The following is a 26,793-nucleotide window of genomic DNA, read 5'->3' as shown; positions in this document are numbered from 1 at the left end:
TGGTGATATTACAAATCCATTACTGGGGGTCTATCATGAACACAGACAATCAAGTCGATTTCCCTGAGGCCGAAATTATCTTTAACCAGAAAGACCAACAGGATATTTACAGAGCAGCAGCAATTACCTTAAAAGAGCGCACCATCGAAACCCCCATGAGCGTAAAGGATTTGGAACAATCTGTTCAAGAAATAGTTTCAGATAGCACAAAAAATAGCCTTATTTATTTAACCATTCTTGACGCATCAAAACATGAAAAAAGCCGATTAAGAAGTAAAAAAGGACGAGGTGGTGGATACTATTTAATCCCACAAGAGGTCGCGGAAGCCGAAGAAAAAGATCGGATACTTCCAACCAAGTCAGAATATGAGAAAGAAAAAGTTCAAGAAAAACATATATGGCCTCTAGTTTCCATGTGGTTTAGGGTGCAGAAAGAAATTCTGAACGCATCGCACGAAATTGCAAATCTTAAGTCGGGCGGAACTTGGTCAAACCCTGACGTGGTGGCGATTCTGCCAGTTGATGAATTGGGGTTCTTTGATGTAGAGATCTCTACCGCCGAAGTTAAACCATCACTTTTGCAATGGAGATACTACTTTTTCGAAGCCGTGTCACACAAACGATTCTCAGAACGATCATATTTTATTTTTAGATCAGCCCCTGGCGACCCTGACCAAACGCCTGATCTTCTTCAATATGCAGAAAAATATGGCGTAGGTGTTGTTGTGATAGAACTCAGTGACGATGATTTTTCTCGTCTTCCAAACTGGAACAAAATTTCCGAATCCGACAAAAAACAGCTTCTTGAATATATTGTTGAGAAAGTACCTGCTCCCTACACACCGATCTCGACTCGTGATAAAATTGAATTTTTGCGCAGAATAGGAATACAATCAAAAGGAGATTTATATAAATTTGGATTAAGTAAATAAATTTTTTATCAATATACGATATTGAAAGCCTCGCGCCCCATGATCCACGTCGCCGATAGCCCTTGCACGCCGGAAACCTCCGACAGGCGCATACCGGCGCGGAACCGGGTCGTCACCCGCGACCTGATCGAGCGCTGGGCGGCGGAGCAGCCGGACAAGGTGTTCCTCAAATTCGACGATCCGGACCATCCGGCCGGCGGCGAGGAATGGACCTATGCCGACCTCCGCGCGCGGGTGGTGCAAGTGGCGCTCGGCCTGCAACGCCAGGGGGTGGCGCAGGGCGACCATGTGCTGGTCTGGGCGCCGAACGGCCGCGAGCACACGCTGACCTTCCTCGCCGTCAATTATCTGGGCGGCGTCTATGTGCCGATCAACACCGCCTATCGCGGCAACCTGCTGGCACATGTGATCCGCATTTCCGACGCCAAGCTGGCCGTGGTGCACAAGGACCTGTGCGAGCGCCTCGCCGGCGTCGATCTCGCCCGGCTGGAGCGGATCGTCACCGTCGGCGGCGAGGCGGAAACGCCGCTGCCCTCCGTCCGCTTCGAGGATGCGTTGCAGCCGACCGAGGGCACGCTGGCGCCGCCCGCCCGCACCATCGAGCCCTGGGACCCGTTCGCCATCATCTTCACCTCCGGCACCACAGGGCCGAGCAAGGGCGTTCTGGCGTCCTACCTGCACATCTACACCAATGCGGGGCCGGAAAGCTGGCACATGGTGACCGGCGACGACCGCTGGCTGATGAACTTTCCCATGTTCCATATCGGCGGCATGGGCACGCTTTTCGTGATGCTCTGTCGCGGCGGCTCGGTCGGCTATTGCGAGCGGTTCGACACCCGCACCTACTGGGATTCGGTGCGGCGGCTGCAATGCACTGCGGCCTTCCTGCTGGGCGCGATGGCCACCTTCCTGGCGAAGGAGCCGCCCTCGCCCCGGGATGCGGACCATCCGCTGCGGCTGGCCTTCATGGTGCCGCTCTCGGGCGACATTCCCGCCTTCAGCGCGCGCTTCGGCCTGGACGTCTACACCATTTTCAACATGACCGAGATCTCGACGCCCATCGTCTCGGAGGCGAACCCGACCCGGCGCGGCACCTGCGGCAAGCCGCGGGCCGGGGTCGAGGTGCGGCTGGTGGACGAGCACGATTGCGAGGTGCCCGTCGGCCAGGTCGGCGAGATGATGGTGCGCACCGACCGGCCCTGGGGCATGAACAGCGGCTATTACCAGAACCCGGAGGCGACGGCGCAAGCCTGGCGCAATGGCTGGTTCCACACCGGCGACGCCTTCACCCGCGACGCCGACGGCTATTTCTATTTCGTCGACCGCATGAAGGACGCGATCCGGCGCCGCGGCGAGAACATTTCCTCGCTGGAGGTGGAGATGGAGGCTCTGGCCCACCCGGCCGTGCGCGAGGCCGCCGCCATCGCGGTGCCGAGCGACCTGGGCGAGGACGAGGTGATGCTCTGCCTCTCGGCTCAGCCGGACGCGCACATCGACCCGGCGGAGATGATCGCCTTCCTGACGCCGCGCATGGCCTATTTCATGGTGCCGCGCTATCTGCGCGTGCTCGACGACCTGCCGAAAACGCCCACCGCCAAGGTGATGAAGCACGAACTGCGCGCTCAGGGCATCACCAACGACACCTGGGACCGCGAGGCCCATGGCATCCGCCTGCACAGCGAGCGGTTTGCGTAACGCACCATCTCACCCTTCGATCCACGCCCTGCGAGCGCTCCTCAGGATGAAAAGGAGTGGCGTGCCGCGGCCTGCCAGGGCGAAACAGAGTAGACGAGCCAGACGACGCCATGACCGCATTCTCCGCCACCGTTCCCACCGGCACCGTTCAGGGCCATGTCGCGCCCGGTTTCGAAGCGGTGGCGGACACGTTCGTCGCCAACTTCGCCGAGCGCGGCGAGGTCGGAGCCTCGCTCTCTGTCCGGGTGCGAGGCGAGCCCGTGGTCGACCTCTGGGGCGGCAGCGCCGATCCGCAAGCCGGCCGGGCATGGCAGGAGGACACCGTCTGCACGGTGTTTTCCTGCACCAAGGCGGCCACCGCCTTCTGCGCCCATCTTCTGGCCGAACGCGGCGCGCTCGACCGGGATGCGCCGGCGGCGGACCTCTGGCCGGAGCTGGCCGCCAACGGCAAGGATGGGCTCACCCTGCGCATGATGCTGGACCACACCGCCGGCCTGCCCGCGCTGCGCGAGAAACTGAAACCCGACTGCCTGCTCGACTGGGACTATATGTGCGAAAAGCTGGCGGCGGAGGCGCCGTTCTGGGAGCCGGGCACCCGCAGCAGCTATCACGCCGTAACCTTCGGCTATCTGGTGGGCGAAATGGTGCGCCGCGCCTCCGGACGGTCGCTGGGCGCCTATTTCGCCGAGGAGATCGCCGGGCCGCTCGGCATCGACTACTGGATCGGCCTGCCGGAGGCGATGGAGCCGCGGGTGGCGCCGATCCTGCTGTACCGGCCGGGCAAGGACGAGCCGCGCACGCCGTTCATGGTCGAGGCGACGAAGCGCGGCAGTGTGGCCAACCTGTTCGTCTTCAACCACGGCGACTGGATGGCGGGCGGCGTCAACACCCGCGCCGGCCGGGCGGCGGAGATCGGCGCGGCAGGCGGCATCACCAACGGCCGCGGCCTGGCCGGCCTGTTCGCCGCGATGACGGACGAGGCGGCGGCGAGACCGCTGGGCTTCTCGCCCGAGACGCTGGCGGGCTTCGGCCAGTGTTCGGCCGCCTCTCACGCCGACGCGACGCTGCACGTGCCGGTGCGTTTCGGGCCGGGCTTCATGCTGTCCATGGACAATCGCAAGCGGGTGGCGGGCGGCGACAGCGTCATCCTCGGCGCCCGCGCCTTTGGGCATGTGGGCGCCGGCGGCTCGTTGGGCTTTGCCGACCCGGAGGCGGGGCTGGCCTTCGGCTATGCCATGAACCGCCAGGGGCCGGGCGTGTTCCTGAACCCGCGCGGGCAAGGGCTGGTGGATGCCACCTACCGGGCGCTGGGCTATCGGACCGACGCCGCCGGTGTCTGGCTGCGTTGAGCGCCCGGCTCGACACCCGCCGGGGCGGGCGTTAGGCTCCTGCGACCAAAGTTCACCCTGGAGGACAGGCCCATGGCGGCAGCCACCCGCAGCATCCCGGTCTATGAGGCCCTGGCGCACGATCTGAAAGCCATGGGCGTCGACACCGTCTTCGGCCTGATGAGCGACGACACCGCCCATTTCGGCGTGACCCTGGACGCCATCGGCATCAAATTCGTCGGCGCCCGGCACGAAAACATCGCCCTGGTCATGGCCGATGCCTGGGCGCAGGCGACCGGGCGGCTGGCCTGCGCCTGCGTCGGCAGGGGTCCGGCGCTGGCGAACGGCCTGCACGGCGCCACCTTCGCCAGCCGCACCGGCAATTCCACCCTGATCATCTATGGCGAGGCGCCCCAGGTGCCGGCCCGCGCCAACGGCCCCGGCCCGGACTACAAGGCGCTGGACCAGGCGGGCGTGCTGAAGGCGGCGGGCATCCGCTCCTTCCTGCCGGCGACCGGCGCCTCGGCGCGGGAGATGCTGGTGGAGGCCGCCAACGCCGCCGCCCAGGGCCAGGCCGTCGCCTATCTGATGCCGGTGAACGTGCAGTTGGAGACGATCGAGGTGCCCGCGGACGAACCGCCGCCGGCGCGGATCTTCGCCGACCCGCTGCCGCCGCGCGGCGTGCAGGCCGCCCCGGACACCAGCATTGCCGCCGCGGCCGCGGTGCTGGCCTCGGCCAAGAAGCCGCTCATCATGGGCGGCTTTGGCGCCCACAAGGCCGGCGCGCGCGAGGCGCTGATCGCGCTGGCGGAGAAGACCGGCGCGCTGCTCGCCACCTCGGCCCGGGGCAAGGACCTGTTCCGCGGGCATCCGCTGAATCTGGGCATTATCGGCTCGTTCTCGCACTCGCTCGCCCGGCGCATGGCGGCAGAGGCGGATTGCGTTCTGGTGTTCGGCGCCGGCCTCAACATCCTGACCATGAGCTTCGGCGAATCGCTGCCGGCGGTGCCGCTGATCCATGTGGACACCGTGCGCGCCCATATCAGCCGCTGGACGCCGGCGGATGTCTCGGTCGTCGGCGACGCGAAGCTTGTGGCGGAGCAATTGCTGGCCGCGGTGCCGGAGCGGGCGGCCAGCGCCAAGCCGTTCCATTCGGCCGAAAACCGGGCGGTGCTGGAAGCCTTCGCCATTGCGGAGGATTTCGAGCCGCAGAACACCGCCCGCACGCTCGACCCGCGCTCGATGGCAGTGGCGCTGAACCGCATGCTGCCGGCCGAGCGCAACATGACCTATGACGGCGGCAATTTCCTGGGCGTCGTCCCCTATTTCGACGTGCCGGGGCCGGGCCATTTCAAGATGGTCAGCGACTTCGCCTCCATCGGCCTCGGCTTCGGCGCCGGGCTGGGCTTCGCCAAGGCGCGGCCGGACATCCCGACCGTGCTGGTGATCGGCGACGGCGGCTTCGCCATGACCATGGGCGAGCTGGAAACCGTGGTGCGCGAGGACCTGCCGCTGGTGGTGGTGCTGATGAACGACTGCGCCTATGGCGCCGAGGTGCATTTCCTGCGCCTGCGCCAACTGCCGGCGCAAAAGGCGTTCTTCCCGGACGTGGACTATGCCCCGGTGGCGGAAGCGTTCGGCTACGACGCCCACACCATCCGCACCCTGGACGAGTTGGAGGCGCTGGCGCCGCTGCTGGCCGACCCGCAGGGGCCGATCTTCCTCGACTGCAAGATCAACGCCGACGTCGCCGCGCCGTTCATGAGCGAGGTGGCGGCCTTCGATGCGAAGGTGTTCGGCTAGAACGGATTCTGTTCCGGCAGGCGCACCGCCCCACCTCCCCTGTCCTCGCGGAAGCGGGGACCCATGCCGGAGAGACCAAGACAGAGTCCGGTTTCTGTGAGAAGCGCTCAGGCATGGGCTCCCGCTTCCGCGGGAGAGGGGGTAGGAGAGTCGGCAACCCGTGCCGAAAGCGCCCGACAGGGCGGGTGCTAGGGCCGGGATCTCCGGTCGTGGAGCATCTCCGCAAGGGCGTTGCCTGCTCGGGCCGAGGTCCCGGATAGCGGCGGGGCCGCTTCCGGGAAAGCGTCTTGGTTCGGGAGGGGGCTCATCGCTAGACTGCGGGCCAGACATTCGTTTCGGAGACAAGCCCCCATGGCAGACAACAGGCGCGGCCAGGCCAGCGCAACCGGCATCGGCGCCTCGATCCCCCGGGCCGAGGACCGGCGCCTGGTGACCGGCAAGGGCCGCTACACCAGCGACTTTGCGCCCGATGGGCTCTGCTTTGCCGCCATGGTGCGCTCGCCGCACGCGCACGCCCGCATCCGCGGCATCGACACCGCCGCCGCAAGGGCCATGCCCGGCGTGCTGGCGGTGCTGACCGGGGCGGAGGCCGCCGCGGACGGCCTGCAACCGATCCCGCACAATCCGGAATGGCGCGGCCCGCCGGATGCGGAATTGCGCCTGCCGGACGGGTTCGAGGTGTTCGTCTCGCCGCAACCGCCCCTGCCCTCGGAGACCGTGCGCCATGTGGGCGAGGCGGTGGCCATGGTCGTGGCCGAGACCGAAGCGCAGGCGCTGGATGCCGCTGAGCAGGTTCTGGTGGACTATGAGCCCCTGGCCGCGGTGACGGACGCGCTCACGGCACTCGAACCGGGCGCGCCCCTGGTCTGGCCCGCCTGCGCCGGCAATCTGGCGCTGACCTGCGAGGTCGGCGATGCGGCGGCGACGGAGCGGGCCTTCGCGAGCGCAGCGCACGTGGTGCGGTTTCAGACGCAGATCAACCGCATCACCGGCGTGCCGATGGAGCCGCGCGCCGCGCTGGGCGAATACGACGCCGCCAGCGGCCGCTACACGCTGCGCACCAGTTCCGGGCGCGGCGTCGTGCAGACGCGGGAGAGGCTGGCGATCACGCTCGGCGTGCCGGCGGAGCGCTGCCGGGTGGTGTTCGGCGACATGGGCGGCAATTTCGGCACCCGCAACGCCTATTCCCCCGAATACACGCTGGTGCCCTGGGCGGCACGGCGGGTGGGCCGGCCGGTGAAGTGGACCGCCAGCCGGCAGGAATGCTTTGCCAGCGACTGGCAGGGCCGCGACCTGGCCGTCTCCGCCGAACTGGCGCTGGATGCCGATGGCACGTTTCTGGGATTGCGCGGCACCAACACCTCGAACCTGGGCGCGCACTGCCTGTATTTCTGGCCGCTGCGCAAGGGGTTGTCGATGATGCAGGGGGTCTATCGCATCCCGGCGGTGCATTTCTGCGGCCGGGCGGCCTACACCCACACCACGCCCACCGCCGTCTATCGCAGCGCCGGCCGGCCGGAGGCGATTTTCGTGATCGAGCGCCTGATCGACCTGGCGGCGGCGGAATGCGGCTTCGACCGGGTGGACTTGCGCCGGCGCAACCTGATCCCGGCCGACGCCATGCCGTTTACCACCGCCGTCGGCGTAACCTATGACAGCGGCGACTATGCGGCCGGCATGGACGCCGCGCTGCAAGAGGCCGACTGGCCGGGGTTCGCGCAGCGCCGGGCCGAGTCCGCGGCGCGCGGGCTCTGCCGCGGCATCGCCATCGCCAATTATATCGAGATCACCAGCGGCATCCCGCGCGAGCGGGCGGAATTGCGGGTCTGCACCGATGGCAGCATCGAGCTGGTGGTCGGCACCACCAGCAGCGGCCAGGGCCACGAGACCAGCTTCCCGCAACTGGTGTGCGAATGGCTGGGCGTCCCGTTCGAGGCGGTGCGCTATGTGGTGAACGACACCGACCGGGTGGTGGCCGGCGGCGGTTCGCATTCCGGCCGCTCCATGCGCCTCGCCAGCATCGCCATCGGCGACGCGGTCGAGGCGCTGGTGGCCCGCGCCAAGGCGGTGGCAGGGCACGCCCTGGGCCTGCCGCCGGAGCGCCTCGCCTATGCGGACGGCGTGGTGGCGGCGCCGGACGGCCGCAGTCTCGACCTCCGGGGCGTGGCGGACGTGGCGGCAACCCTGAACAGCCTGCCGGAGGCGTTGCGCGGACCGCTGGAAGGGGTGGGCGACATCGTCAACCGCGCCGGCGGCTATCCCTATGGCAGCCATGTCTGCGAGGTGGAGGTGGACCCCGATACCGGCCATGTGCAAATCGTCGGCTGGGCCGGCGTCGACGATGTCGGCCTCGCCATCAACCCGATGATCCTGCACGGCCAGGCCCAGGGTGCGGTTGTCCAGGGCATCGGCCAGGCGCTGCTGGAAGCCTGCCGCTACGACGCGGCCAGCGGCCAGTTGCTCTCGGGCTCGTTCATGGACTACGCCCTGCCGCGGGCCGACACGGTGCCGAATATCGAGACGGTGATTACGGAAGTTCCCGCCAGTTCGCACCCGCACGGCATCCGCCCCGGCGGCGAGGGCGGCACGACGCCGGCGCTGGCCGCCGTGGTCAACGCCATCACGCACGCCCTCGCCGATTACGGGGTGCGCCATGTGGAGATGCCGACCACGCCGGAGGCGGTCTGGCGGGCGATCCGGGAGGCGCGCACATCATGAGCAGCACCGACCGCAGCCAGCGCGAATACGGCCGAGGCGGCTGGATCGGCCTCGGCACGCCGCAGGCGAACCCGACCATGGAGGCGGAATTCCGCCGGTTGCTGCCGCCGGACGTGGACTTGCTGGTGACGCGCCTGCGCGGCGACGCCGGCTCGTCCGAGCAGCGCATGGTGGACTATATCGAGCAGTTGCCGCGGGCGCTCCAGGCCTATGACACGCTGAAGCCGGACGTGTTCGGCTTCGGCAACACCGGCTCGTCCTATCTGGTGGGCGCGAAGCGGGAGGCCGAGATCCGGGCCGCGGTGGAGCGCGAGTTCGGCTATCCGGTGGTAACGGCGGCGGGCGCGGTGCTGGAGGCGCTGCGGGCGCTGGGCGCTGGAAGGATCGCCATCCTCGCCCCCTACCCGCAGCCGATCATCGACGCCAGCGTGGCGTTCTGGGAGGCCGCGGGCCTGCGCGTCGCCGCGGTGCGCCGCATCGACATCGGCTCGGACGACACCCGGAACATTTACGGCCTGCGCGCCGCCGATGCGCTGGGGGCGCTGGCGGACCTGCCGGTGCGGGACGCCGACGCGGTGCTGTTGAGCGGCACCGGCATGCCGTCGCTCGCCGCGATCGGTCAGGCCGCGCCATTGCTGGGAAAGCCGGTGGTCTCGTCGAATTACTGCCTCGCCTGGGCGTTGCTGCGGGTGCTGGGCGACCCGCGGCCGATCTGGGACGCCGCGACCGGGCCGACCCTGCCGCTGTCCCTGATGCCCTGACGCTTGTTTCCCAGCCGCCGCGGAGCGGTGGGCCGGGACCGCCCGATCTCGCGAACACCGCGGGCGGCGGTGTTCGAAGGATGACACCGGCCCCGGATCGCCGCTCCGCAGCGTCCGGGGAACAAGTTCGCCGCTCCGCAGCGTCCGGGGAACAGGTTCGCCGCTCCGCAGCGTCCGGGGTACAGGTTCGCCGGTCCGCACCCGCCGCGGGCCGAGGCCATTGACGCCTCCCCGGCAATGCCGGAGACTTTGCCGCAGGTCAGACCAGCCGCGGAGCACTGCCATGAAGTTCATGTGGTTCCACCTCATGCCCTATACGGAGCTGCCGGACGATTTCCGCGAGCACAATCCCTCGGTCTGGGTCGACATCCACTCGACCCTGTTCAAGCCCGAGCGCGCGCATCTGATGTACAACGAGTTCCTGGACGAACTCGAATACGCCGCCGATGTCGGCTTCGATGCCATCTGCTGCAACGAGCACCACTCGAACGGCTATGGCCTGATGCCCTCGCCCAATCTGGTCGCCTCGGCGCTGGCCAGGCGCACGCAGCAGGTGCCGATCTGCGTCATGGGCAATTCGCTGGCGCTCTACGATCCGCCGACGCGGGTGGCGGAGGAATTCGCCATGATCGACTGCATTTCCGGCGGGCGGCTGATCGCCGGCTTCCCGGTCGGCACGCCGATGGACACCTGTTTCGCCTATGGCCAGAACCCGTCGAAGCTGCGCGAGAAATACCTGGAGGCGCACGACCTGATCCTGCGCGCCTGGACCGAGCCGGACACGTTCCACTTCAACGGCCGCTTCAACCAGCAGCGCTATGTCAACATCTGGCCCCGGCCGATCCAGAAGCCGCACCCGCCGATCTGGATTCCCGGCGGCGGCAGCGTCGAGACCTGGCGCTGGTGCGCGGAGATGGACTATGTCTACTCCTACCTCTCCTATTACGGCTACAAGGCCGGCATGGCGACGATGAAGGGCTTTTGGGAGGAGATGAAGTCCCTCGGCAAGGAGCCCAACCCCTATATGGCCGGCTTCGCCCAGGCCGTCGGCGTCGCCGAGACCGAGAAAGAGGCGCTGGAACTCTACAAGGAGCCGGCGGAGTATTTCTTCGACAAATGCCTGCACGTCGACCCGCGCTTTGCGGGCCCGCCCGGCTATGTCACCGAGGGCACGCAGCGGGCCGGCATGGAAAGCCAGGTGGCCCGCGCCTCCGCCGCCGCGCGCTCGAAAACCGCACAGGAACGGGTCATCAGCAAGACCGCGCGCGAATTCCCGGCCATCCTGGAAAACGGCTATATCATCGTCGGCAATCCGGACCAGGTGGCGGAGAAACTGCGGGAACTGGCCAAGGAACTGCATGTCGGCCATCTGATGATGCTGTTGCAATTCGGCAACATGAACAAGCAGTTGACCCAGTACAACACCCGCATTTTCGCGGAAAAGGTCATGCCGCAATTGCAGGACCTGTTCACCAATGAGTGGGAGGACCGCTGGTGGCCGAAGCCGCTGCCGCGGGCGGAACAGGCGGTGCCGATGGCCCGCAACCGGGCGGCGGAGTGAGCCGGCCGCAAGCCGGACGGGCAAGGGCGCAAGAGGGCAAGAGGGCAAGGGGCAAGGGGCGGCTTTTGCCGCCTCCCCCGGCACAACAGCTTTGCGCGGGATCGCATTGGCGGTGACGCAGCGGGCATTTAGGTGTAAATGCACTTAAAACAGCCCGAAGAGACATCCCGATGGCGCAAGTGCAGCCGCTGACATCCCCACCCCCTCCCCCGGCGCCGCCGCGATCGCCGCGGCTGGCGCTGTTGCTGGAGGCGCCGCCCGGCCGGGTGCTCTGGCGGTTGTCGACGCCGAACGTGGCGGCGGTCGTGCTGATGACCGCGGTCACTGTCGCCGACGCCTGGTTTGTCGGCCAACTCGGCACGACGGCGCTGGCGAGCCTGGCGCTGGTGTTTCCGTTGCAGACCCTGATGCAGATGATGGCCGGCGGCGCCATGGGCGGCGGCATCACCTCCGCCGTCGCCCGGGCGCTGGGCGCGGGCGACACGGACCGGGCCGAGGCGGTGGCCTGGCACGCGGTGGTGATCGCGCTCGTCATGGCCGGCCTCTACACCCTGGTGCTGGGCGTGTTCGCGCGGCCGGTCTTCGCCCTGTTCGGCGCCAGCGGACCGGTGCTGGACGGCGCGGTCGCCTATGCGCATATCGCCTTCGGCGGCGCCATCGTCATGTGGGCGATGCAGACCATGTTCGCGATCCTGCGCGGCAGCGGCGATACGGTGACGCCGGCCCGCGCCGTCCTCGTCGCCAGCCCCGTGCAAATCGCGCTTTCCGGCGCGCTGACGCTCGGCTGGGGGCCGTTCCCGAATCTGGGCGTGAGCGGGCCGGCGGTCGCCATGCTGATCGCCCTCGGCCTGTCAGCGCTCTATCTGGGCTGGCATCTGGTGCGGGCCGGCGACGGCGGCGGGCACCGGGCGGTGCGGCTGGCGCCCCGGCGCCTCGCCTGGGCGCCGGCGCACGATATTTTGCGGGTCGGGGCGCTCGGCGTCGTCAACAGCCTGACCATCGCGCTGACCGTGGTGGTGGTGACGCGGCTGGTGGCCGAGTTCGGCACCGCGGCGCTGGCCGGCTATGGCCTGGGCAGCCGGCTGGAGCTGATGATGGTGCCGCTGTCCTTCGGCATCGGCGGCGCGCTGACCGGCGCGGTCGGGGCCAATGTCGGCGCCCGGCTCTATGCCCGCGCCCGCCGCCTGGCCTGGACCGGTGCTGCGGCCAGCTTCGTGCTGATCGGCGCGATCGGGCTGGCGGCCGCACTCTGGCCGACGCTGTGGCTGGGCCAGTTCACCGCCGACGCGGCCGCGTTTGCCATGGGCGGGCTCTATCTCGGCATTGCCGGGCCGCTCTATGGCCTGTTCGGCGGCGGCCAGACCCTGTATTTCGCCTGCCAGGGCACCGGCCGCATGCTGTTGCCGGTGCTGGTGGGCCTGGTGCGCTTCGCCGTCGCTGCCGGCGGCGGGTTTGCGGTCATCGCCCTCGACGGCAGCGTCGCGGCCCTGTTTGCCTGCGTCGCCGCCGGTCTGGCCACCGTCGGCATCGGGCTCGCGGCCTGCCTGTTCGGCCCGGCCTGGAACCCGCGCCAGAGCGGTCTCGGCGCTGGTTGAGCCACTCCCCTGCCCCAGCTCCCGCGCCAGCGGCCGAGCCGCCGCCTCAGGAATTGGCGCCGGGCGCCAGCCGGTAGGCCAGCGCCTCCAGCGCCTTGCGATCTTGCAAATACAGGCTGCGGCCCTTGCGCCGGATCTGGTTGCTGTCCAGCAACTGGGTGAACACCCGGGCGACGGTCTCGCGGGTGGTGGAGGCGCGGGCCGCGATCTCGCGCTGGGCCGGGCAGGGATAGATCATCCACGAGCCGGCGGTGATCGGGTCCGGCTTCGACAGGCGGCAGAGTTCCATGATCACCCGCTGCATGGCCCCCAGCGTCGCCAGGTCCATGATCCTCTCGTCGCACGAGCGCACGATGCCGGCCAGCCGGCGCATCACCGCCAGCGACAGGTCGGGATGGCCCTGCATCAGTTCGATGAAGGCGTGCGGCGACAGCGACGCCAGCTGGCTCGCCTCGTTCGCGACCACGGTGGCCGAGCGTGGCTGGCCGTCGATGGCGGCCAGTTCGCCGAAAAACTCGCCGGCGCCGAGCGAGGCATAGGCGACGGGCTTGCCGGACAGCGCGAAATTCACGATCCGCACCGATCCGCTGATGACAAAATACACGTCGCGGTCGTCGGAGGCGTTCTCCACCACCGTCTGGTCCTTGCGATACGAGCGCCAGACACAGCGTTTGGCCAGACGCTCCCGCTCGGCGGGCTCCAGACCACGCAGCAAATTCACGGCTGCCAACTGATCCATCCCGGTCCCCTTTTGTGGTGTATTCTTTGTGTTGGAGTAGATTAGCCTACCCGGTGCCCGTTATGCACCATCTCACCGACCGGCCCAACGACTTTTCGGGGCAGCGATGATCCGTTTGCCGACATTGGGGTTTGTGCTTGCGCTGGCGCTGGGCGCGCTGGCGGCGCAACAGCCGGTTGCCGCCCCCACCCCTTCCCCCGCCCCTTCCCCCGGCGCGCGACCGGGCATCCAGGGGCAGGACGACCGGCAGGCCGTCGAGGCCGCGGCGTATCCCTGGACCAGCATCGGGCGGCTGAACAATGCCGGGCGCGGCTTTTGCACCGCGGTCCTGATCGCGCCGACCCGGGTGCTGACGGCCGCCCATTGCGTGCGCAGTCACGTCGCCGGCCACGCCTGGGCGCCGCCGGGGACCGTGCATTTCCTCGCCGGCTATCGCCGCGGCCGGTATCTGGCTCACAGCCAGGCCAGCGCCATCGCCGTCGCGCCGGCGGAGCCGGGCCGCGGGAGACGCAAGGACGGTGGCGGCCTTGAGGGTCGCGAGACGGATTTTGCCGTGGTGACGCTGGCCCATCCCATGCCCCCATCCCTGCGCCCGTTGCCGGTGGAGGCGTTCGATGCGTTCCGGTGGCTGGACGACCGCCGGGCGGGCATCCGCTACACCCAGGCCGGCTATAGCGGCGACCGCGCCCATCTCCTGACCCGGACACCGGCCTGCTCCATCAGCGGGTTCGACCGCTATGGCCGGCTGTTCGCGCACGACTGCGACGCCACCTACGGCGACAGCGGCTCGCCGATCCTGGTGCGGCGGGGGCAGGGTTATGCGGTGGTGGGCCTGCATGTCGCCGTCAGCGAGGCGGGTTTCGGCCTCGCCGTCACCGGCAGGACGTTGCGCATGGGCCTGGAACGCCTGGCGGGCGCGCTGCCGCGTCCCGTGAACCGATAGCGGCGGCCGGACCCGCGCGATATAGTCGGGGCCAAGCAACACCATCCGCCCGACCAGAGGATCCGCGCCCATGAACCTCGCCGCGCTCTTGCAACGCGCCGCCCGCTCCCGACCGGAGAACCCGGCGCTCTACACCGGCACAAACCTGCACATGACCTACGCCCAACTGGGCGAGCGGGTGGAACGGCTGGCCGGCTGGATGCGGCGCGAGGCGGGTCTGCAACCCGGCGACCGGGTCGCCTTTGCCATGAGCAATTGCGTCGAATTCCAGGAAATCCTCTGGGCCGCCTGGCATGCCGGGCTGATCGCCGTGCCGGTCAACGCCAAGCTGCATGTGAGCGACTTCGCCTATATTTTCGCCAACAGCGGCGCGCGGGTCGCCTTCGCCACACCGGACCTGGCCGACGACCTGGCGGGCGTGGTGGCCGGGCTCGACACCTGCGAACGGCTGGTGGTGACCGGATCGGCGGACTACCGCGCCGCCACCCGGGCCGAACCCCTGGCGATGGAGCCCCGCGCCGCCGACGATCTCGCCTGGCTGTTCTACACCAGCGGCACCACCGGCCGGCCCAAGGGCGCCATGCTGAGCCATCGCAGCCTGATGGCCTGCATTCACGGATATGTCGGCGATGTCGACCCGGTGGCGGAAGGCGATCACTGGCTGCACGCCGCGCCCATGAGCCATGGCGGCGGCCTCTACGGCCTGCCCTTCGTTGCTGCCTGCGCGGCGCAAGTGGTGCCCGCCAGCGGCAAGTTCGATCCGCCGGAAATGATGGAGTTGCTGGCGCGATTCCCCCGCACCTCGTTCTTCGCCGCCCCGACCATGGTCAAGCGCCTGATCGAGCACAAGGCCGTGCGGGACGGCGACACGGCGAACCTGCGCACCGTGGTCTATGGCGGCGGGCCGATGTATCTGGCTGACGCCCAAGCAGCTTATGACCTGCTGGGTCCGAAGCTGGCGCAGATCTACGGCCAGGGCGAAAGCCCGATGACCATCACCGTGGTCGGCCGGGCCGAGTTGCAGGATGCGCAGCATCCGCGCTTTGCCGACCGCCTCGCCTCCACCGGCCGCGCCTTCGCCAATGTGGAGGTGATGGTGGCCGACGCCGACGACCGGCCCTTGCCGGCGGGCGAGCTGGGCGAGGTCTGCGTGCGCGGCGACGTGGTCATGTCCGGCTACTGGGCCAATCCGGAGGCCTCGGCCGAGACGCTGCGCAATGGCTGGCTGCACACCGGCGATGTCGGCGTGTTCGACGCCTACGGCTATCTCTCGCTGAAGGATCGCTCGAAAGACATGATCATCTCCGGCGGCACCAACATCTATCCGCGCGAGGTGGAGGAGGTGCTGTTGCAGCACCCGGCCGTGCTGGAGGTCTCGGTGATCGGCGAGCCGGACGAGGAATGGGGCGAAAACGTCGTCGCCTTCGTCGTGGCCCGCGCGGGCGCCGGCGCGAACGCCGAGACGCTGGACCGCTATTGCATCGAGACCATGGCCCGGTTCAAGCGGCCCAAAACCTACCATTTCGTCGAAAGCCTGCCGAAGAACAATTACGGCAAGGTGCTGAAGACCGACCTGCGCGCGCTGCTGGCGGCCGACAAGGCGGTTTAGCCCCTCCATCCTGTTCCCCGGAGGGTGCGGAGCCGCCGTCTTGGGCCGCTGGCAGCGTGCGAACACCGCCCGCGCCCGCGTTCGCAACGCCGACCGGTCCCGGCCCGCCGCTCCGCGACGGCGGGGATACAGGCATCTCGCTTGAGAGCGCGTCGCCTGAGCCCTGCCCATCCTGTTCCCCGGAGGGGGCGGAACCGCCATCCGGGGCCGCTCGCGGCGTGCGAACACCGCCCGCGCCCGTGTTCGCAAAGCCGACCGGTCCCGGCCCGCCGCCCCGCGACGGCCGGGATACAGTCATCTCGCCCCTGGCCTTGAGAGCGCGTCGCCGGCGTGCGCCCGCCCGCGCCCGCGTTCATCGTGTTCCCCGGAGCGACGGCGGATACTGCCATCTCGCCAGAGCCCGTCACCTGCCTTGCGGCGTTCCCCCGGAGGCGGACACCGTCCGCGCCCGTGCGAACACCGCCCGCGCCCGTGTTCGCCAACCGACCGGTCCCGGCCCGCCGCCCCCGCGACGGCCGGGATACTGTTATCTCGCTTGAGAGCGCGTCACCTGAGCCTTGCCCCATCCTGTTCCCCGGAAGGGGCGGAGCCGCCGTCCGGGGCCGTTCGCTGCGTGCGAACACCGCCCGCGCCCGTGTTCGCAACGCCGACCGGTCCCGGCCCGCCGCCCCGCGACGGCCGGGATACAGGCATTTCGCTTGAGAGCGGATCAACGCCCGGGAAAGCCGGTGAGGCTCGCCGGCAGCGGCAGGTCGGCGGCATGGTCGACGTCAGCCAGCGTGTCGGCGAGCGCGGCCGGACATGGCAGGTCGGCCAGCACATCCGCCAAGGTTTGCGGGCTCGACCAGCGGATGCCGGGCGCGAACAGCGGCCGCGGCACGTGCGCCGGGCTGCGGGCGCCGACCAGCCAGAAGCCACCGTCCGCCGCCGGGCCGAACACCAGCGGCGCGCGCGCCAACGCGGCGAACGCCCGGCGGATATGGCGGGCGCGAACGCCGGGGATATCGGCCCCCAACAGCACCACCGGCCCCGGCGCCGCCGCGCGCAGGCAGCGGGCCATGCGGGTGCCAATATCGCCCCGGCCCTGCGAAAGGTCGTGCGGCCGGGCCAGCGCCCGCTGCTCCGACGGGCCGGCCCAGGCGACGACCACGGTCCAGGTCGGGTCGGCGCGCAGGCGGCGCAGCAGGCGCGCACTGGCGCGGCGGTAAAACTGCCAGGCGGCCAGGCTGCCGGTCTCGCGCGCCAGCCGCGTCTTGACCCGGCCCAGCACCGGTGAACGCATGAAGACGATGACCGTGCGCGGCGGCCGGGCGCGCGCGCACCTATCCATACCAGCGCACCAGACGCTCGGGCGCCACGCCCAGGAAATAGAGCGACAGCAGCGCCAGATTGCGCGCCGGCCGGCGCCAATAGCCGTCGCGGCGATAGCGGGCAGCGGACGTGAGCGCATCCGCCGCCAGCGCGCGCAATCGGGTCCGGCCGATGCGGCGGACAAGGTCCACATCCTCCATGAGCGGCAGGGCCCGAAACCCGCCGATTTCGACATAAAGAGCGCGGGAAATCAGCAACCCCTGGTCGCCATAGGGCAGGCCCAGCCTGCGGGAGCGCCAGGCCGCCAGCCGCTCGACACGGCGGGCGGCAGGGGCGGCATCGTCGAGCCGCAGGCGGAAATACCCGGCCTTGCCGGCAGCATCGGCAATATGCGCGCGCACCGCGTCCTCCCAGCCCGGTTGCAACACGGTGTCGGCGTGCAGGAACAGCAGCCAGGCTTGGTCGCGCGCCAGTTCCGCCCCCGCCCGCAATTGCGGGCCGCGGCCCCGCGGCGCCGTCACCACGCGCACACCGTGACGCTCCGCCACCGAGGCGGTCGCATCGGCCGACCCGCCATCGGCAACGATGACCGCGTCGACCGAGCCCGCCACCGCGTCCAGCGTGGCGCCGAGCCGCGCGGCAGCGTTCAGGGCCGGGACGATCACCGCCACCGGCAGGCGCGACCCGGTCGGGACCGCAAGGCTTAACCTCTCAATTGTTCTTGACATGTTTCCTTTAATGCCATTTTGTTCCGTTATGAGCGAGCGATCCCCCCTTCACCCCCTGCGCGGCCGCGGCGCCGTCTCGAACCGGTCCGGGCGGTTCGAGGCGACCACCCGCAGCGCCGTCGACGACGGCTGGTTCCAGGAGCCGGAGAACCGTCTGCCGACCACGGTCATGCCGGATACCGCCAAGCATGTCATCACCTTCAACCAGTCCCCGGACCTGGGCTTCGACCGCACCATCAACCCTTACCGCGGCTGCGAGCACGGTTGCATCTATTGTTACGCCCGGCCGACCCATGCCTATTGGGGGTTTTCGCCCGGCCAGGATTTCGAAACGAAGCTGTTCGCGAAATTCGACGCGGCGGAGGTGCTGCGCCGGGAACTCTCCGACCCGCGCTACAAGCCGGATTTTGTCCTATTGGGCGCCAACACCGATGCCTATCAGCCGATCGAGCGCGAGCACAAGATCACGCGCGCCATTCTGGGCGTGCTGCTGCGATTCCGCCACCCGGTCGGCGTGGTGACCAAGTCGGCGCTGGTGGTGCGCGATGCCGATCTCTGGGCCGAACTGGCCGCGCTGGGCCTGGGCCATGTCACCATCTCCGTCACGACGCTGGACCGCAGGCTGGCCCGCGCGATGGAGCCACGGGCTTCGACGCCGGGCCGGCGGCTGGAGGCGATCCGGGCGCTGGCCGAGGCGGGGGTGCCCGTCTGCGTCAACGTCGCCCCGATCATCCCCGGCCTGACGGATCACGAGATCGAGCCGATCCTGGAAGCGGCCCGGGACGCCGGCGCGCGCGAGGCCGCCTACACGCTGTTGCGATTGCCACTGGAGATCAAGGACCTGTTCCGCGAGTGGCTGGCCGAACACTATCCCGACCGCGCCGGCAAGGTCGAAAGCCTGGTGCGCCAGACCCGCGGCGGCGCGCTCTACAACAGCGGCTTTGGCGAGCGGATGCGGGGCACGGGCCCCTATGCCGACCTGATCCGCCAGCGCTTCCGCCAGGCGGCACAGCGCTTCGGCCTGGACCGCCGGGCGGCAGACCTGCGCACCGACCTGTTCGCGCCGCCGCCCGCGCCGGGGCAGCAACTGCAACTCGCCTTGTAGCGGCCGGGCGGCTATAGTGCCGGCCACCGAATGCCCAGGGAGATCCGCCCATGAACGCGCCGAGCCAGCCCCAAACCGCCAGCGCCGCCAAGGCCAGCGCCGGCGACGCCACCATCGCCCGGCAACTGGCGCTGTTCGCCGACAATCTCAGCCTCGGCGACGTGCCGGAGCGGGTGGTGCAGCGGGCCAAGCTGCACATTCTCGACTGTCTCGGCATTGCGCTCGCGTCCACCACGTTCGAGTTCGCCCAGCGCGCCGCCACCGCCATCGGCGGGCTGGCCGGTGCGGGCGACTACCCGGCCATCGGCATGCCGCTGGCGCTGCCGCTGCGCGACCAAGTGCTGCTGAACGGCACGCTGATCCACGGTCTGGACTATGACGACACCCACACCGCCGGCGTCATCCACGCCAGCGCCAGCGCGCTGGCGACGGCGCTGGGCCAGGCCCTGAAAGTGGATGCCTCCGGCGGCGACCTGCTGGCCGCCTATCTGGTGGGAGTCGAGACCGCGGCCCGGATCGGTGCGGCGGCCCAGGGCGGCTTCCATGTGCGCGGCCACCATCCGACCGGTCTGGTGGGCGCGTTCGGGGCGACGCTCGCCGCCGGCAAGCTCGCGGGCCTGCCCGTGCACAAGCTCTGCGACGCCCAGGGCATCGCGCTGTCCATGGCCGCGGGATCGCTCGAATTCCTGAGCGATGGCGCCTGGACCAAGCGCATGCATCCGGGCTGGGCCGGGGTCGCGGGCATCACCGCCACCGCGCTGGCCAACGAGGGCTTCCAGGGGCCGTCCAAAACCTATGAGGGCCGCTATGGCCTGTTCAACCTGCATCTGGGCGCGGACAACGAGGCGGACCTCGGCGTTTGCACCGCCGGCCTCGGCCGGGATTGGGAGTTGGAGCAGGTCGGCTTCAAGCCCTACCCCGCCTGCCATTTCAACCACTCATTCGCCGACGCGGCGCTGGCCATGCGCGCCGACGGCATCACCGCCGACGCCATCGAGCGCATCACCGCCCTGATCCACCCGACCCCGGCCCAGGTGGTGTGCGAGCCGCTGGCAGCGAAGCAGCGGCCGGCCAACGCCTACGAGGCGCAGTTCTCGGTGCCCTATATCGTCGCCCAGAGCCTGTTGCGCGGCCGCTTCACCCTGGATGAGCTGGACCCCGCCGCCTATAGCGAAGAGGCCGCGCTCGACCTAGCGGCGAAGGTGGACTGGGCGGAGGACCCGAACACCCGCTTCCCGCGCTATTATTCCGGCGAAATCGTGGTGCAGACCAAGGACGGCCGGACCCACCGTTATCGCGAGGACGTCAATCGCGGCTCGGATGCCAATCCGCTGACCGCGGCCGATATCGAGGCCAAATTCTGGGCCAACGCCACCCGGGCCGTGAACCGGGTGCGGGCCGAACGGGTGTTCGATGCGGTCATGGGGTTGGACAAGGCCGCCGACGGCTGGGCGCTGATGGACGCGCTCGCAGCCGGCTGAGCCGCAGCTCCCGCTACGGGCGGGGCTGGTCGTGGCGGGTGGCGTATCCGGCCTCTGCCACGAAACCCGGCGGGTTGGGCCGCCGCCGGCGCAGGCTCTCCGCCTGCGGCAGGACCGGGGATCGGTTCTGATGGGGAATTCCGTCCAGGGAATTCCGTCCGGCCAAACGCCATCCGGCGCCACGCCGTCGGAACCGCGTCGCGCCGGAATGGGAGGAAGCGGCGGCAACCACGCCGCTTCCGCAAGAAAAATGCTTAGAGCAGTTCGAGATTCGAGGCGACCATGCCCTTCTGGCCCTGGCGGGCCGAGACGCGGACGCGCTGGTTCGTTTCCAGGCTGGGGACACCCACCCGCTCCAGCACGCGGCCGGAGATGAACACATCGGCGCCACCGTCATCCGGCGCGATGAAGCCATAGCCCTTTTCGGCATTGAAGAACTTCACCGTACCATCGACCACGGTCGCGGGACCCTGGTCGCGATCCCGGTCGCGACCGCCGAAGCCGCCACGGTCGCCGCGGGGCGGGCCATAGGCGCTGCGTCCGCCGCCGAAACCGCCACGGTCACCGAAACCGCCACGGTCGCCAAAACCGCCCCGGTCGCCATAACCGCCGCGATCGCCGCGATCACCGAAATCCCGGCGCGGACCGCCAGGGCCGCCCGGCCCGCGCGGCCGACGCGGCGGCGCATCCGCCAGCGTTACCTCGTGCACCGCGGCCACCTGCTGGCCCTTGCGGCCATCGGCGATATCGCACACCAGCGTGCTGCCATCGGTGAGTTCGTCATAGCCGGTGGGCACCAGAACCGAAGCGTGCAAAAACGCATCGGAGCCGTCCTCGAGCTGGACGAAACCGAACCCTTTGGTCGCGTTAAACCACTTGACCGTAACGGTCACGCTCTCGGCCTTCACAGGCGGCCGGTCAAAATTCGACATGTGTAGGAACCACTCCGTAGCGGGTCTTTCCTAGTTCGACCCGCAAGTCCGCTGAGCCAGTGTGATCGGTAGGACGATTCACAGGTAAGTGCGATGCGAGACGGCGTGGTGGACCGACCTTATCGGCCCCCGGGCGCCAACCCGTCTTCGACCATATGACTCAGATGTTGCGACTGCTTTTGCTGCACCTCATTCGCAGCCGTCGGGGTTGCTGAATCCGACGGCAACAAATCGCTTACCTGTGCGGTAATCTTACGTCTGTTTGGCTCCGCAATCAATAAAAACGAAATTACAGATATGCGACAATGACGTAATCGGCGTCGGAGCGGCTACTCGTATCGCCCGATTCCCGCCATCATTCCGCCATCTACGGTCAGGGTCTGGCCACAAATCCAGGCGCCGGCCCGGCTGGCCAGCATCACGGCCATGCCGGCAATGTCGTCCGGCTCCCCCAATCGGTGCAGCGGATAGGTCATTAAGGCATTTTCGTGGCGCACCGGATTTTCCCACAAGGCCCGCGCGAAATCGGTGCGCACCAGCGCGGGGGCGATGCAATTGGCGCGGATATTGTGTTGCCCCCATTCCACCGCCATGTTCCGCACCAGTTGCATGTCGGCCGCCTTCGACAGGCAATAGGCGCCGATCTTGGCGTCGCCGCGCAACCCGCCCACCGACGACACCACGATGAAATTGCCGCCGCCCCGCGCCGCCATTTGCGGGCAAACCAGGCCGGAGAACCAGATCGGGCTCTGCACATTGGTGCTCATGATCTTGAGGAAGGCGTCTTCCGGGATCTCGTGCAGCGGGCCGTAATAGGGGTTGATGGCGGCATTGGCGACGAAGGTGTCGATCCGGCCCCACCGGTCGAGCGCCGCGGCGACCAGCGCCTCGCATTCGGGCCGGCGGCCGATATTGGCGGGAACGCCGATGGCCTCGCCGCCATGGGCGGCGAAGTCGCGGTTGATCTCCGCCGTCACGGCTTCGACGACATCGGCCTTGCGCGAGGAGACGACCACCTTGGCGCCGTGCTGCGCCATCCGCGCGGCAATGGCCTTGCCGATACCCTTGGTCGAGCCGGTGACGACGGCCACCTGGCCGGACAGGTCGAACATGGCGGGAATTTCGCTCGGTTCGGTCATGGCTCAGCCCTCCTCCCGGCCCGGGCCGGCCATCATGCCGCCGTCGATGACGATGGTCTGGCCGCTGGTCCAGGCCCCGGCCGGGCCGGCGAGCGCCACGACGACGCCCGAGACGTCCTCCACCGTGCCGATGCGCTTCATGGGATAGGTCCATTCCAGGGTCTGCTGCCGTTTCGCGTCCGTGGTCAGCACCTCCGCCATGTCGGTCACCACCAGCGAGGGCGCGACGCAATTGGCGCGGATGTTGTGCTTGCCCCAGGTGACGGCCAGGTTGCGCGCGATCTGCATGTCCGCGGCCTTGGTGATGCCGTAAAGCCCCATGTCCGACGAGCCGCGCAGCCCACCGGCCGAGCCGATCAGGATGACGGCGCCGTCCTTGCGGCGGGCCATGTCCGGGCAGGCCCGGTCGGTCAGCCAGAGCGCGCCGCGGATGTTGGCGGCGAACATTTTGTCGAACATCCAGTCCTCCGCCTCCGCCATCGGCCCGCGATGGGCGCTGACGGCGGCGTTGAGCACCAGAATGTCGACCCGGCCCCAGGCGGCGATGGTGCGGTCGATCAACGCCTCGCACTGGTCGCGCTGGCCCACATGGCAGGGGATGGTCATGGCGTCGCCCTCACCCCGGGCCCAGTTGGCCTTGATATCGGCCACGACCCGGTCGCAGGCCTCGGCCTTGCGCGAGGACACCACGACCCGGGCGCCGTGCGCCGCCAGTTGTTGGGCGATGGACTCGCCGATGCCGCGCGAGGCGCCGGTGACGACGGCCACCTTGCCGGACAGGTCGAACAATGGGGGGATGGTCATGGGCGGCTTCGGTCTTGCGAGCGTGTGACCGGCAGCATGCCACCCGCGGCCGCGCTTGTCACGCCGCGGCGAGGCGATGGCGGGCAAGGCGCTCGTAGAGCGGGCGGGCCTGCTCGGCCAGGCGGGCGAGCGCCGGCGCCAGCGTCGTCGCCCGCTCCCGCGGCGGCCCGAAGCCGGTGGAGCGCCAGACCGCATCATACCAGTGCGGCGCCCAGACGCCGTCGCTGGCCCGCGGACCCGCGGGCCAGGCCAGCATTTCCGCCCGGAACGGCACGCCCAGCGCCCGGCAGAGCGCGCGCAGCACCGTCTCCGGCGCCCGTTGCAGGTCGTCGGCGTCGATCACCGGCGGCGCGCGGCCGTCGCGGTCGGCCAGGCGGTCGAACACTTCGCCCTGCTGCCCGATGCCGATATCGGCCAGGGTCGGCGCCGGGCGCTTGCGGTCATAGGAGGCGAGCACGCGGGCCGGGTCGCGGATCAGAAAGGCGTTGGCGAGCCGGTCCACCCAATCCCGCGGCATGGTCGGCAGCAGATGGTGGCTCATATGCTTCTGGTAGATGATGGGCGCGCCGGTCATGGTCGTCATCCGCCGGGCGACGAGGCCCGCGTCCTGCGCCTGGGCCGCCAGCACCGCGGCGCGCATCGGGTGGTCGAGGCCGGTCGCGGCCAGATAGGCGGCATAAAGCGGCTCGTCCACCACGAGGCAATCGGGCCGGTTCTCCCAGGCCCGCATCAGCGCGGTCGAGAGCGCCCTGGGCCCGGACCACATGGCAATCCGGACCGTCGGCGTCCCGTCGCCATTTTCAGCCATCGCCATTTTCAGCCATCGCCGGTCTCAGCGGACGGGATGGCCAAGCAGGATCTCCAGCTCCCCCAGCGCCTGGGCGGGCGAGGCCACCTTGATCGTGGCCATGCCCATGGCCCGCGCCGGCTTCAGATTGACGCCCAGGTCATCGAGGAAGATCGCCTGATGCGGCTCGATCTCCAGCATCGCGCAGGCCTTCGCGTAGAAGGCCGGCTCCGGCTTGCGCACGCCGACCTTGGAGCTTTCGACCACCACGCCGAAAATCCCCATGATCCGGTCGATCTCGGCCTGTTTTTCCGGCGTCCGGGTGGAGGTCTTGACGTTGTTGGTCAGGCAGGCGGTCTTGTAGCGGGCGGCCACGGTGCGCAGGGCCGCCACCATGTCCGGCCGTACCTCGCCGGCCAGCAGCGAAATCACCTTGTGGCCGGAGAGTTCGCCGCCGGCCGCGCGGGCTTCGGCCTCGAAGAGATTGCAGAATTCGTCGAGCGAAACGTCGGACCGCTCCAGCTTGGCCCAGGCATTGTCGTCCGGATTGGTGGCGTTCAACCGGCGGATAAAGCCGTCGGGCAGGCCGATCTCCGCCTCGTACCGGGCGAAGGCGTCGAACGGGCTGGAGAGAATCACGCCGCCGAAATCCCAGAGGACGGCGGAAAACGGGCCGGGCATAGGCGAACTCGTTCGTTTGCGGGTGCGAGAGGCTGGGGGCAGAAAACCACGGCCGGCCAGCCATGGCCAGCGCGAAACGCAGGCGGGCACCCGAGGCGGCGATGTTCGCATGCCGACACCGGCCCCGGACCGGCGCACCGTCCGGGGAACATCAACCCAACGGGAGTGCGGTGAAAGTCGGTGTTCCCCGGAGCTTGCAGCGCAAGCATCCGGGGCCGCTCGCTCTCGCGAACACCCGAGGCGGCGGTGTTCGCATGCCGACACCGGCCCCGGACCGGCGCTCCGCACCGTCCGGGGACCATCAACCCGGTGCAGGGGCAGCGCTAGCGGTCCTTGAAAACGGCCTTGCGCTTTTCCAGGAAGGCGCTGGTGCCCTCCTTCGCATCCTCCAGGGTGAAGGAGAAGGCGGCGAGGTCGGCTTCCACCTTCAGACCGTCGGCGATGGTGCGGTCGAGCGCGCCGGTCACCGCTTCCCGCGCCAGCCGCAGCGTCGCCAGGCTCATGCCGGTGTACTGGCGGGCAAAGGCGAGCACCCCCTCCATCAGGTCGCCCTCGATCACCCGGTGCACGAGGCCGATGCGCTCCGCCTCCGCCGCGTCGGCGAAGCGGCCGGAGAGCACCAGGTCCAGCGCCCGCCCCTCGCCGATCAGGCGCGGCAGGCGCTGGGTGCCGCCATAGCCGGGAATCGCCCCCAGCTTGATCTCCGGCACGCCCAGCCGGGCCGAGGGCACCGCGACGCGGAAGGTGCAGGCCAGCGCCAACTCCATGCCGCCGCCGAGCGCAAAGCCGTTGATCGCGGCGATGGAGAGGATCGGCAGCGTGTCGAGGCGCGCCAGCACGCTCTGGCCGCGGCGCATCTGGGTGCGGAAGCCGACCGGCGTCAGGCTCTGCAACTCGTTGATGTCGGCCCCGGCGCAGAACGCCTTGTCGCCGGCGCCGGTGAAGATCACGGCGCGGGCGTCGCTGGCGACGGCCTGGTCGATGGCGGCGTCGATCTCCTCCACCACCGAAAAGGCCAGCGCGTTCATCGCCTCCGGCCGGTTGAGGGTGATGATGGCGAACTCGTCGCGGCGGCTGAATTCGACGGGCATGACGACGGCCTCAGACCGGCTCGGCCAGGAAGACCGGGATCAGGCGCGGCGCCTTTTTCTCATAGTCCAGATAAGGCGGAAACGCCTTGGCGCAGGCCTCCCACAAGCGGTCGCGCTCCGGCCCGGGCGGCACCTCGCGCACCCGCATCTTGAACACCTCGGTCGCGTCGCGAATGTCGACGTCCGGGTTGGCGCGCAGATTGTAGACCCAGACCGGGTTCTTCTCGCGCCCGCCATAGGAGCCGACCAGCACATAGGCATCGCCGACCTTGACCCGCATCAGCGGGATTTTGCGGATGCCGCCGGTCTTGTTGCCCTGGTGGGTGACGATGATGCAGGGCAGGCCGGTGTCGCGGAGCGTCGTGCCCTTGGTGCCGCCGCTGCCCTCATAGAGCTCCACCTGCTCGCGCACCCAATCCAGCGCCGGGGGGATGTATTCTGCCATCGGGGGGTCCTCGTCGATATTTTATCGGGGTATTGTTGGGGTTCGGCCACGAGTGTGCCACGGCCGCCGGGCGAGCGCCAGGGTTCGGGACGCGCCTGCGGGACGGCTCAGAACACGCCGAGCGCCAGGCCCGCGGCCAGCGCCGCGCCCAGTTCGCGGCAGCGGGCGAGGTCGGCCTCGGCGATGGTTTTGGGCGCGAGAATGGCCTCGGGCGTCTGGGCGTGGGTGCAGACGATCAACGGCGGTTGCACTGCTTTCAGGCGCCAGCCGGTGACGATGCGCGCGGTCTGCCGCGCCGCCCCCTCGCCGTCCGAGCCGGCCGAGACCATCTGCGCATAGGGCCGCCCCTCGATCCGGCCCAGCACCGGGTAATAGCAACGGTCGTAGAAATCCTTCATCACGCCGGAAAGCGCGGCCAGATTTTCCGGCGCCGCGAACAGATAGCCGTCGGCGGCCAGCAGGTCGTCCGGGCCGGCCTCGGCGGCGGGCTTGAGCGTGGTCGGGGCCTCTGCGCGCGCCGCGGCAGCGGCCGCCTCGGCCATCTGGCGCGCGCCGCCGGTGCGGGAGTGGTAGACGATCAGGAGGCGGGGCATTGGCTTGGCGGT

At 68.9% G+C, this 26,793-nt stretch carries 23 protein-coding genes; 12 read left to right on the top strand and 11 right to left on the bottom strand.

Annotated elements, in window-relative coordinates; all coding sequences use genetic code 11:
• Positions 1-35: 35 nt before the first annotated feature.
• The 8 genes from H6844_06415 to H6844_06380 all read left to right on the top strand — a co-directional run bounded on the left by H6844_06415 (position 36) and on the right by H6844_06380 (position 12,393).
• On the top strand, positions 36-932 hold the full coding sequence (locus tag H6844_06415) for a hypothetical protein (GenBank protein ID MCB9929029.1): 897 nt from the start codon (positions 36-38) through the stop codon (positions 930-932).
• 39 nt (positions 933-971) lie between these two features.
• Entirely contained in the window at positions 972-2,627 is a 1,656-nt protein-coding gene (locus H6844_06410; protein MCB9929028.1) for an AMP-binding protein, read from the top strand.
• 110 nt (positions 2,628-2,737) lie between these two features.
• Positions 2,738-3,976 (top strand): beta-lactamase family protein, encoded by a 1,239-nt coding sequence (locus tag H6844_06405; GenBank protein ID MCB9929027.1) that lies wholly within the window; start codon positions 2,738-2,740, stop codon positions 3,974-3,976.
• Positions 3,977-4,048: 72 nt separating this feature from the next.
• Positions 4,049-5,758 carry a thiamine pyrophosphate-binding protein gene (locus H6844_06400; GenBank protein ID MCB9929026.1) on the top strand — a complete coding sequence of 570 codons (1,710 nt, stop codon included), beginning with the start codon at positions 4,049-4,051 and terminating at the stop codon, positions 5,756-5,758.
• Between the two features lie 351 nt (positions 5,759-6,109).
• The gene (locus tag H6844_06395; protein MCB9929025.1) at positions 6,110-8,476 is read left to right on the top strand and encodes a xanthine dehydrogenase family protein molybdopterin-binding subunit; all 2,367 of its coding nucleotides are present in this window, start codon (positions 6,110-6,112) and stop codon (positions 8,474-8,476) included.
• Positions 8,473-9,237, top strand: coding sequence for a hypothetical protein (locus H6844_06390; protein MCB9929024.1), 765 nt, complete (start codon positions 8,473-8,475; stop codon positions 9,235-9,237). The genes H6844_06395 and H6844_06390 overlap by 4 nt, the downstream gene beginning before the upstream one ends.
• A gap of 283 nt (positions 9,238-9,520) precedes the next feature.
• Positions 9,521-10,798, top strand: coding sequence for an LLM class flavin-dependent oxidoreductase (locus tag H6844_06385; GenBank protein ID MCB9929023.1), 1,278 nt, complete (start codon positions 9,521-9,523; stop codon positions 10,796-10,798).
• Positions 10,799-10,968: 170 nt separating this feature from the next.
• Positions 10,969-12,393: a multidrug transporter gene (locus tag H6844_06380; GenBank protein ID MCB9929022.1), complete on the top strand. Its 1,425-nt coding sequence runs from the start codon at positions 10,969-10,971 to the stop codon at positions 12,391-12,393.
• Positions 12,394-12,439: 46 nt separating this feature from the next.
• Here H6844_06380 and H6844_06375 read toward each other — a convergent pair whose 3' ends face one another.
• Positions 12,440-13,132: a Crp/Fnr family transcriptional regulator gene (locus H6844_06375; protein ID MCB9929021.1), complete on the bottom strand. Its 693-nt coding sequence runs from the start codon at positions 13,130-13,132 to the stop codon at positions 12,440-12,442.
• 106 nt (positions 13,133-13,238) lie between these two features.
• Between H6844_06375 and H6844_06370 the strand changes: the two genes are divergently transcribed.
• Positions 13,239-14,075, top strand: coding sequence for a trypsin-like serine protease (locus tag H6844_06370; GenBank protein ID MCB9929020.1), 837 nt, complete (start codon positions 13,239-13,241; stop codon positions 14,073-14,075).
• A 70-nt stretch (positions 14,076-14,145) separates the two neighbouring features.
• Complete coding sequence (locus H6844_06365) at positions 14,146-15,684, top strand: AMP-binding protein (protein MCB9929019.1); 1,539 nt, start codon at positions 14,146-14,148, stop codon at positions 15,682-15,684.
• Positions 15,685-16,393: 709 nt separating this feature from the next.
• Here the strand turns inward: H6844_06365 and H6844_06360 are convergent.
• Both H6844_06360 and H6844_06355 read right to left on the bottom strand, forming a co-directional pair.
• Positions 16,394-17,014, bottom strand: coding sequence for a DUF2064 domain-containing protein (locus tag H6844_06360; GenBank protein ID MCB9929018.1), 621 nt, complete (start codon positions 17,012-17,014; stop codon positions 16,394-16,396).
• A complete protein-coding gene (locus H6844_06355; GenBank protein ID MCB9929017.1) occupies positions 17,007-17,723 on the bottom strand; it encodes a TIGR04283 family arsenosugar biosynthesis glycosyltransferase in 717 nt (238 codons plus the stop codon). Before H6844_06355 ends, H6844_06360 begins: the two co-directional genes overlap by 8 nt.
• 28 nt (positions 17,724-17,751) lie before the next feature.
• Between H6844_06355 and H6844_06350 the strand changes: the two genes are divergently transcribed.
• Together H6844_06350 and H6844_06345 are read left to right on the top strand one after the other, a co-directional pair.
• Positions 17,752-18,828, top strand: coding sequence for a PA0069 family radical SAM protein (locus H6844_06350; protein ID MCB9929016.1), 1,077 nt, complete (start codon positions 17,752-17,754; stop codon positions 18,826-18,828).
• A 50-nt stretch (positions 18,829-18,878) separates the two neighbouring features.
• Positions 18,879-20,309, top strand: a complete 1,431-nt coding sequence (locus H6844_06345) for an MmgE/PrpD family protein (GenBank protein ID MCB9929015.1) — start codon at positions 18,879-18,881, stop codon at positions 20,307-20,309.
• A 254-nt stretch (positions 20,310-20,563) separates the two neighbouring features.
• On the opposite strand, the gene H6844_06340 is transcribed toward H6844_06345, so the two are convergent.
• The 8 genes from H6844_06340 to H6844_06305 all read right to left on the bottom strand — a co-directional run bounded on the left by H6844_06340 (position 20,564) and on the right by H6844_06305 (position 26,781).
• Entirely contained in the window at positions 20,564-21,241 is a 678-nt protein-coding gene (locus H6844_06340; GenBank protein MCB9929014.1) for a cold-shock protein, read from the bottom strand.
• Positions 21,242-21,570: 329 nt separating this feature from the next.
• A complete protein-coding gene (locus H6844_06335; GenBank protein ID MCB9929013.1) occupies positions 21,571-22,353 on the bottom strand; it encodes an SDR family oxidoreductase in 783 nt (260 codons plus the stop codon).
• Between the two features lie 30 nt (positions 22,354-22,383).
• The gene (locus H6844_06330) at positions 22,384-23,184 is read right to left on the bottom strand and encodes a glucose 1-dehydrogenase (GenBank protein ID MCB9929012.1); all 801 of its coding nucleotides are present in this window, start codon (positions 23,182-23,184) and stop codon (positions 22,384-22,386) included.
• A 58-nt stretch (positions 23,185-23,242) separates the two neighbouring features.
• Positions 23,243-23,950: an HAD family hydrolase gene (locus H6844_06325; GenBank protein MCB9929011.1), complete on the bottom strand. Its 708-nt coding sequence runs from the start codon at positions 23,948-23,950 to the stop codon at positions 23,243-23,245.
• Between the two features lie 66 nt (positions 23,951-24,016).
• On the bottom strand, positions 24,017-24,652 hold the full coding sequence (locus tag H6844_06320) for an HAD-IA family hydrolase (GenBank protein ID MCB9929010.1): 636 nt from the start codon (positions 24,650-24,652) through the stop codon (positions 24,017-24,019).
• A gap of 323 nt (positions 24,653-24,975) precedes the next feature.
• On the bottom strand, positions 24,976-25,743 hold the full coding sequence (locus tag H6844_06315) for an enoyl-CoA hydratase/isomerase family protein (protein ID MCB9929009.1): 768 nt from the start codon (positions 25,741-25,743) through the stop codon (positions 24,976-24,978).
• Positions 25,744-25,753: 10 nt separating this feature from the next.
• Entirely contained in the window at positions 25,754-26,188 is a 435-nt protein-coding gene (locus H6844_06310; GenBank protein ID MCB9929008.1) for a nitroreductase family deazaflavin-dependent oxidoreductase, read from the bottom strand.
• A 107-nt stretch (positions 26,189-26,295) separates the two neighbouring features.
• Entirely contained in the window at positions 26,296-26,781 is a 486-nt protein-coding gene (locus tag H6844_06305; protein ID MCB9929007.1) for a flavodoxin family protein, read from the bottom strand.
• Positions 26,782-26,793 lie beyond the last annotated feature (12 nt).

It is taken from the genome of Alphaproteobacteria bacterium, assembly GCA_020638555.1.
Classification (GTDB): domain Bacteria; phylum Pseudomonadota; class Alphaproteobacteria; order Bin95; family Bin95; genus JACKII01.
Note: the sequence above shows the minus strand (reverse complement) of the source record. Positions and strands in the feature narration are given on the sequence as shown.

Coding starts and splice junctions, on each gene's coding strand:
- H6844_06415 (MCB9929029.1), top strand. CDS start 36: ATGAACACAGACAATCAAGTCGATTTCCCTGAGGCCGAAATTATCTTT.
- H6844_06410 (MCB9929028.1), top strand. CDS start 972: ATGATCCACGTCGCCGATAGCCCTTGCACGCCGGAAACCTCCGACAGG.
- H6844_06405 (MCB9929027.1), top strand. CDS start 2,738: ATGACCGCATTCTCCGCCACCGTTCCCACCGGCACCGTTCAGGGCCAT.
- H6844_06400 (MCB9929026.1), top strand. CDS start 4,049: ATGGCGGCAGCCACCCGCAGCATCCCGGTCTATGAGGCCCTGGCGCAC.
- H6844_06395 (MCB9929025.1), top strand. CDS start 6,110: ATGGCAGACAACAGGCGCGGCCAGGCCAGCGCAACCGGCATCGGCGCC.
- H6844_06390 (MCB9929024.1), top strand. CDS start 8,473: ATGAGCAGCACCGACCGCAGCCAGCGCGAATACGGCCGAGGCGGCTGG.
- H6844_06385 (MCB9929023.1), top strand. CDS start 9,521: ATGAAGTTCATGTGGTTCCACCTCATGCCCTATACGGAGCTGCCGGAC.
- H6844_06380 (MCB9929022.1), top strand. CDS start 10,969: ATGGCGCAAGTGCAGCCGCTGACATCCCCACCCCCTCCCCCGGCGCCG.
- H6844_06375 (MCB9929021.1), bottom strand. CDS start 13,132: ATGGATCAGTTGGCAGCCGTGAATTTGCTGCGTGGTCTGGAGCCCGCC.
- H6844_06370 (MCB9929020.1), top strand. CDS start 13,239: ATGATCCGTTTGCCGACATTGGGGTTTGTGCTTGCGCTGGCGCTGGGC.
- H6844_06365 (MCB9929019.1), top strand. CDS start 14,146: ATGAACCTCGCCGCGCTCTTGCAACGCGCCGCCCGCTCCCGACCGGAG.
- H6844_06360 (MCB9929018.1), bottom strand. CDS start 17,014: ATGGATAGGTGCGCGCGCGCCCGGCCGCCGCGCACGGTCATCGTCTTC.
- H6844_06355 (MCB9929017.1), bottom strand. CDS start 17,723: ATGTCAAGAACAATTGAGAGGTTAAGCCTTGCGGTCCCGACCGGGTCG.
- H6844_06350 (MCB9929016.1), top strand. CDS start 17,752: ATGAGCGAGCGATCCCCCCTTCACCCCCTGCGCGGCCGCGGCGCCGTC.
- H6844_06345 (MCB9929015.1), top strand. CDS start 18,879: ATGAACGCGCCGAGCCAGCCCCAAACCGCCAGCGCCGCCAAGGCCAGC.
- H6844_06340 (MCB9929014.1), bottom strand. CDS start 21,241: ATGTCGAATTTTGACCGGCCGCCTGTGAAGGCCGAGAGCGTGACCGTT.
- H6844_06335 (MCB9929013.1), bottom strand. CDS start 22,353: ATGTTCGACCTGTCCGGCCAGGTGGCCGTCGTCACCGGCTCGACCAAG.
- H6844_06330 (MCB9929012.1), bottom strand. CDS start 23,184: ATGACCATCCCCCCATTGTTCGACCTGTCCGGCAAGGTGGCCGTCGTC.
- H6844_06325 (MCB9929011.1), bottom strand. CDS start 23,950: ATGTGGTCCGGGCCCAGGGCGCTCTCGACCGCGCTGATGCGGGCCTGG.
- H6844_06320 (MCB9929010.1), bottom strand. CDS start 24,652: ATGCCCGGCCCGTTTTCCGCCGTCCTCTGGGATTTCGGCGGCGTGATT.
- H6844_06315 (MCB9929009.1), bottom strand. CDS start 25,743: ATGCCCGTCGAATTCAGCCGCCGCGACGAGTTCGCCATCATCACCCTC.
- H6844_06310 (MCB9929008.1), bottom strand. CDS start 26,188: ATGGCAGAATACATCCCCCCGGCGCTGGATTGGGTGCGCGAGCAGGTG.
- H6844_06305 (MCB9929007.1), bottom strand. CDS start 26,781: ATGCCCCGCCTCCTGATCGTCTACCACTCCCGCACCGGCGGCGCGCGC.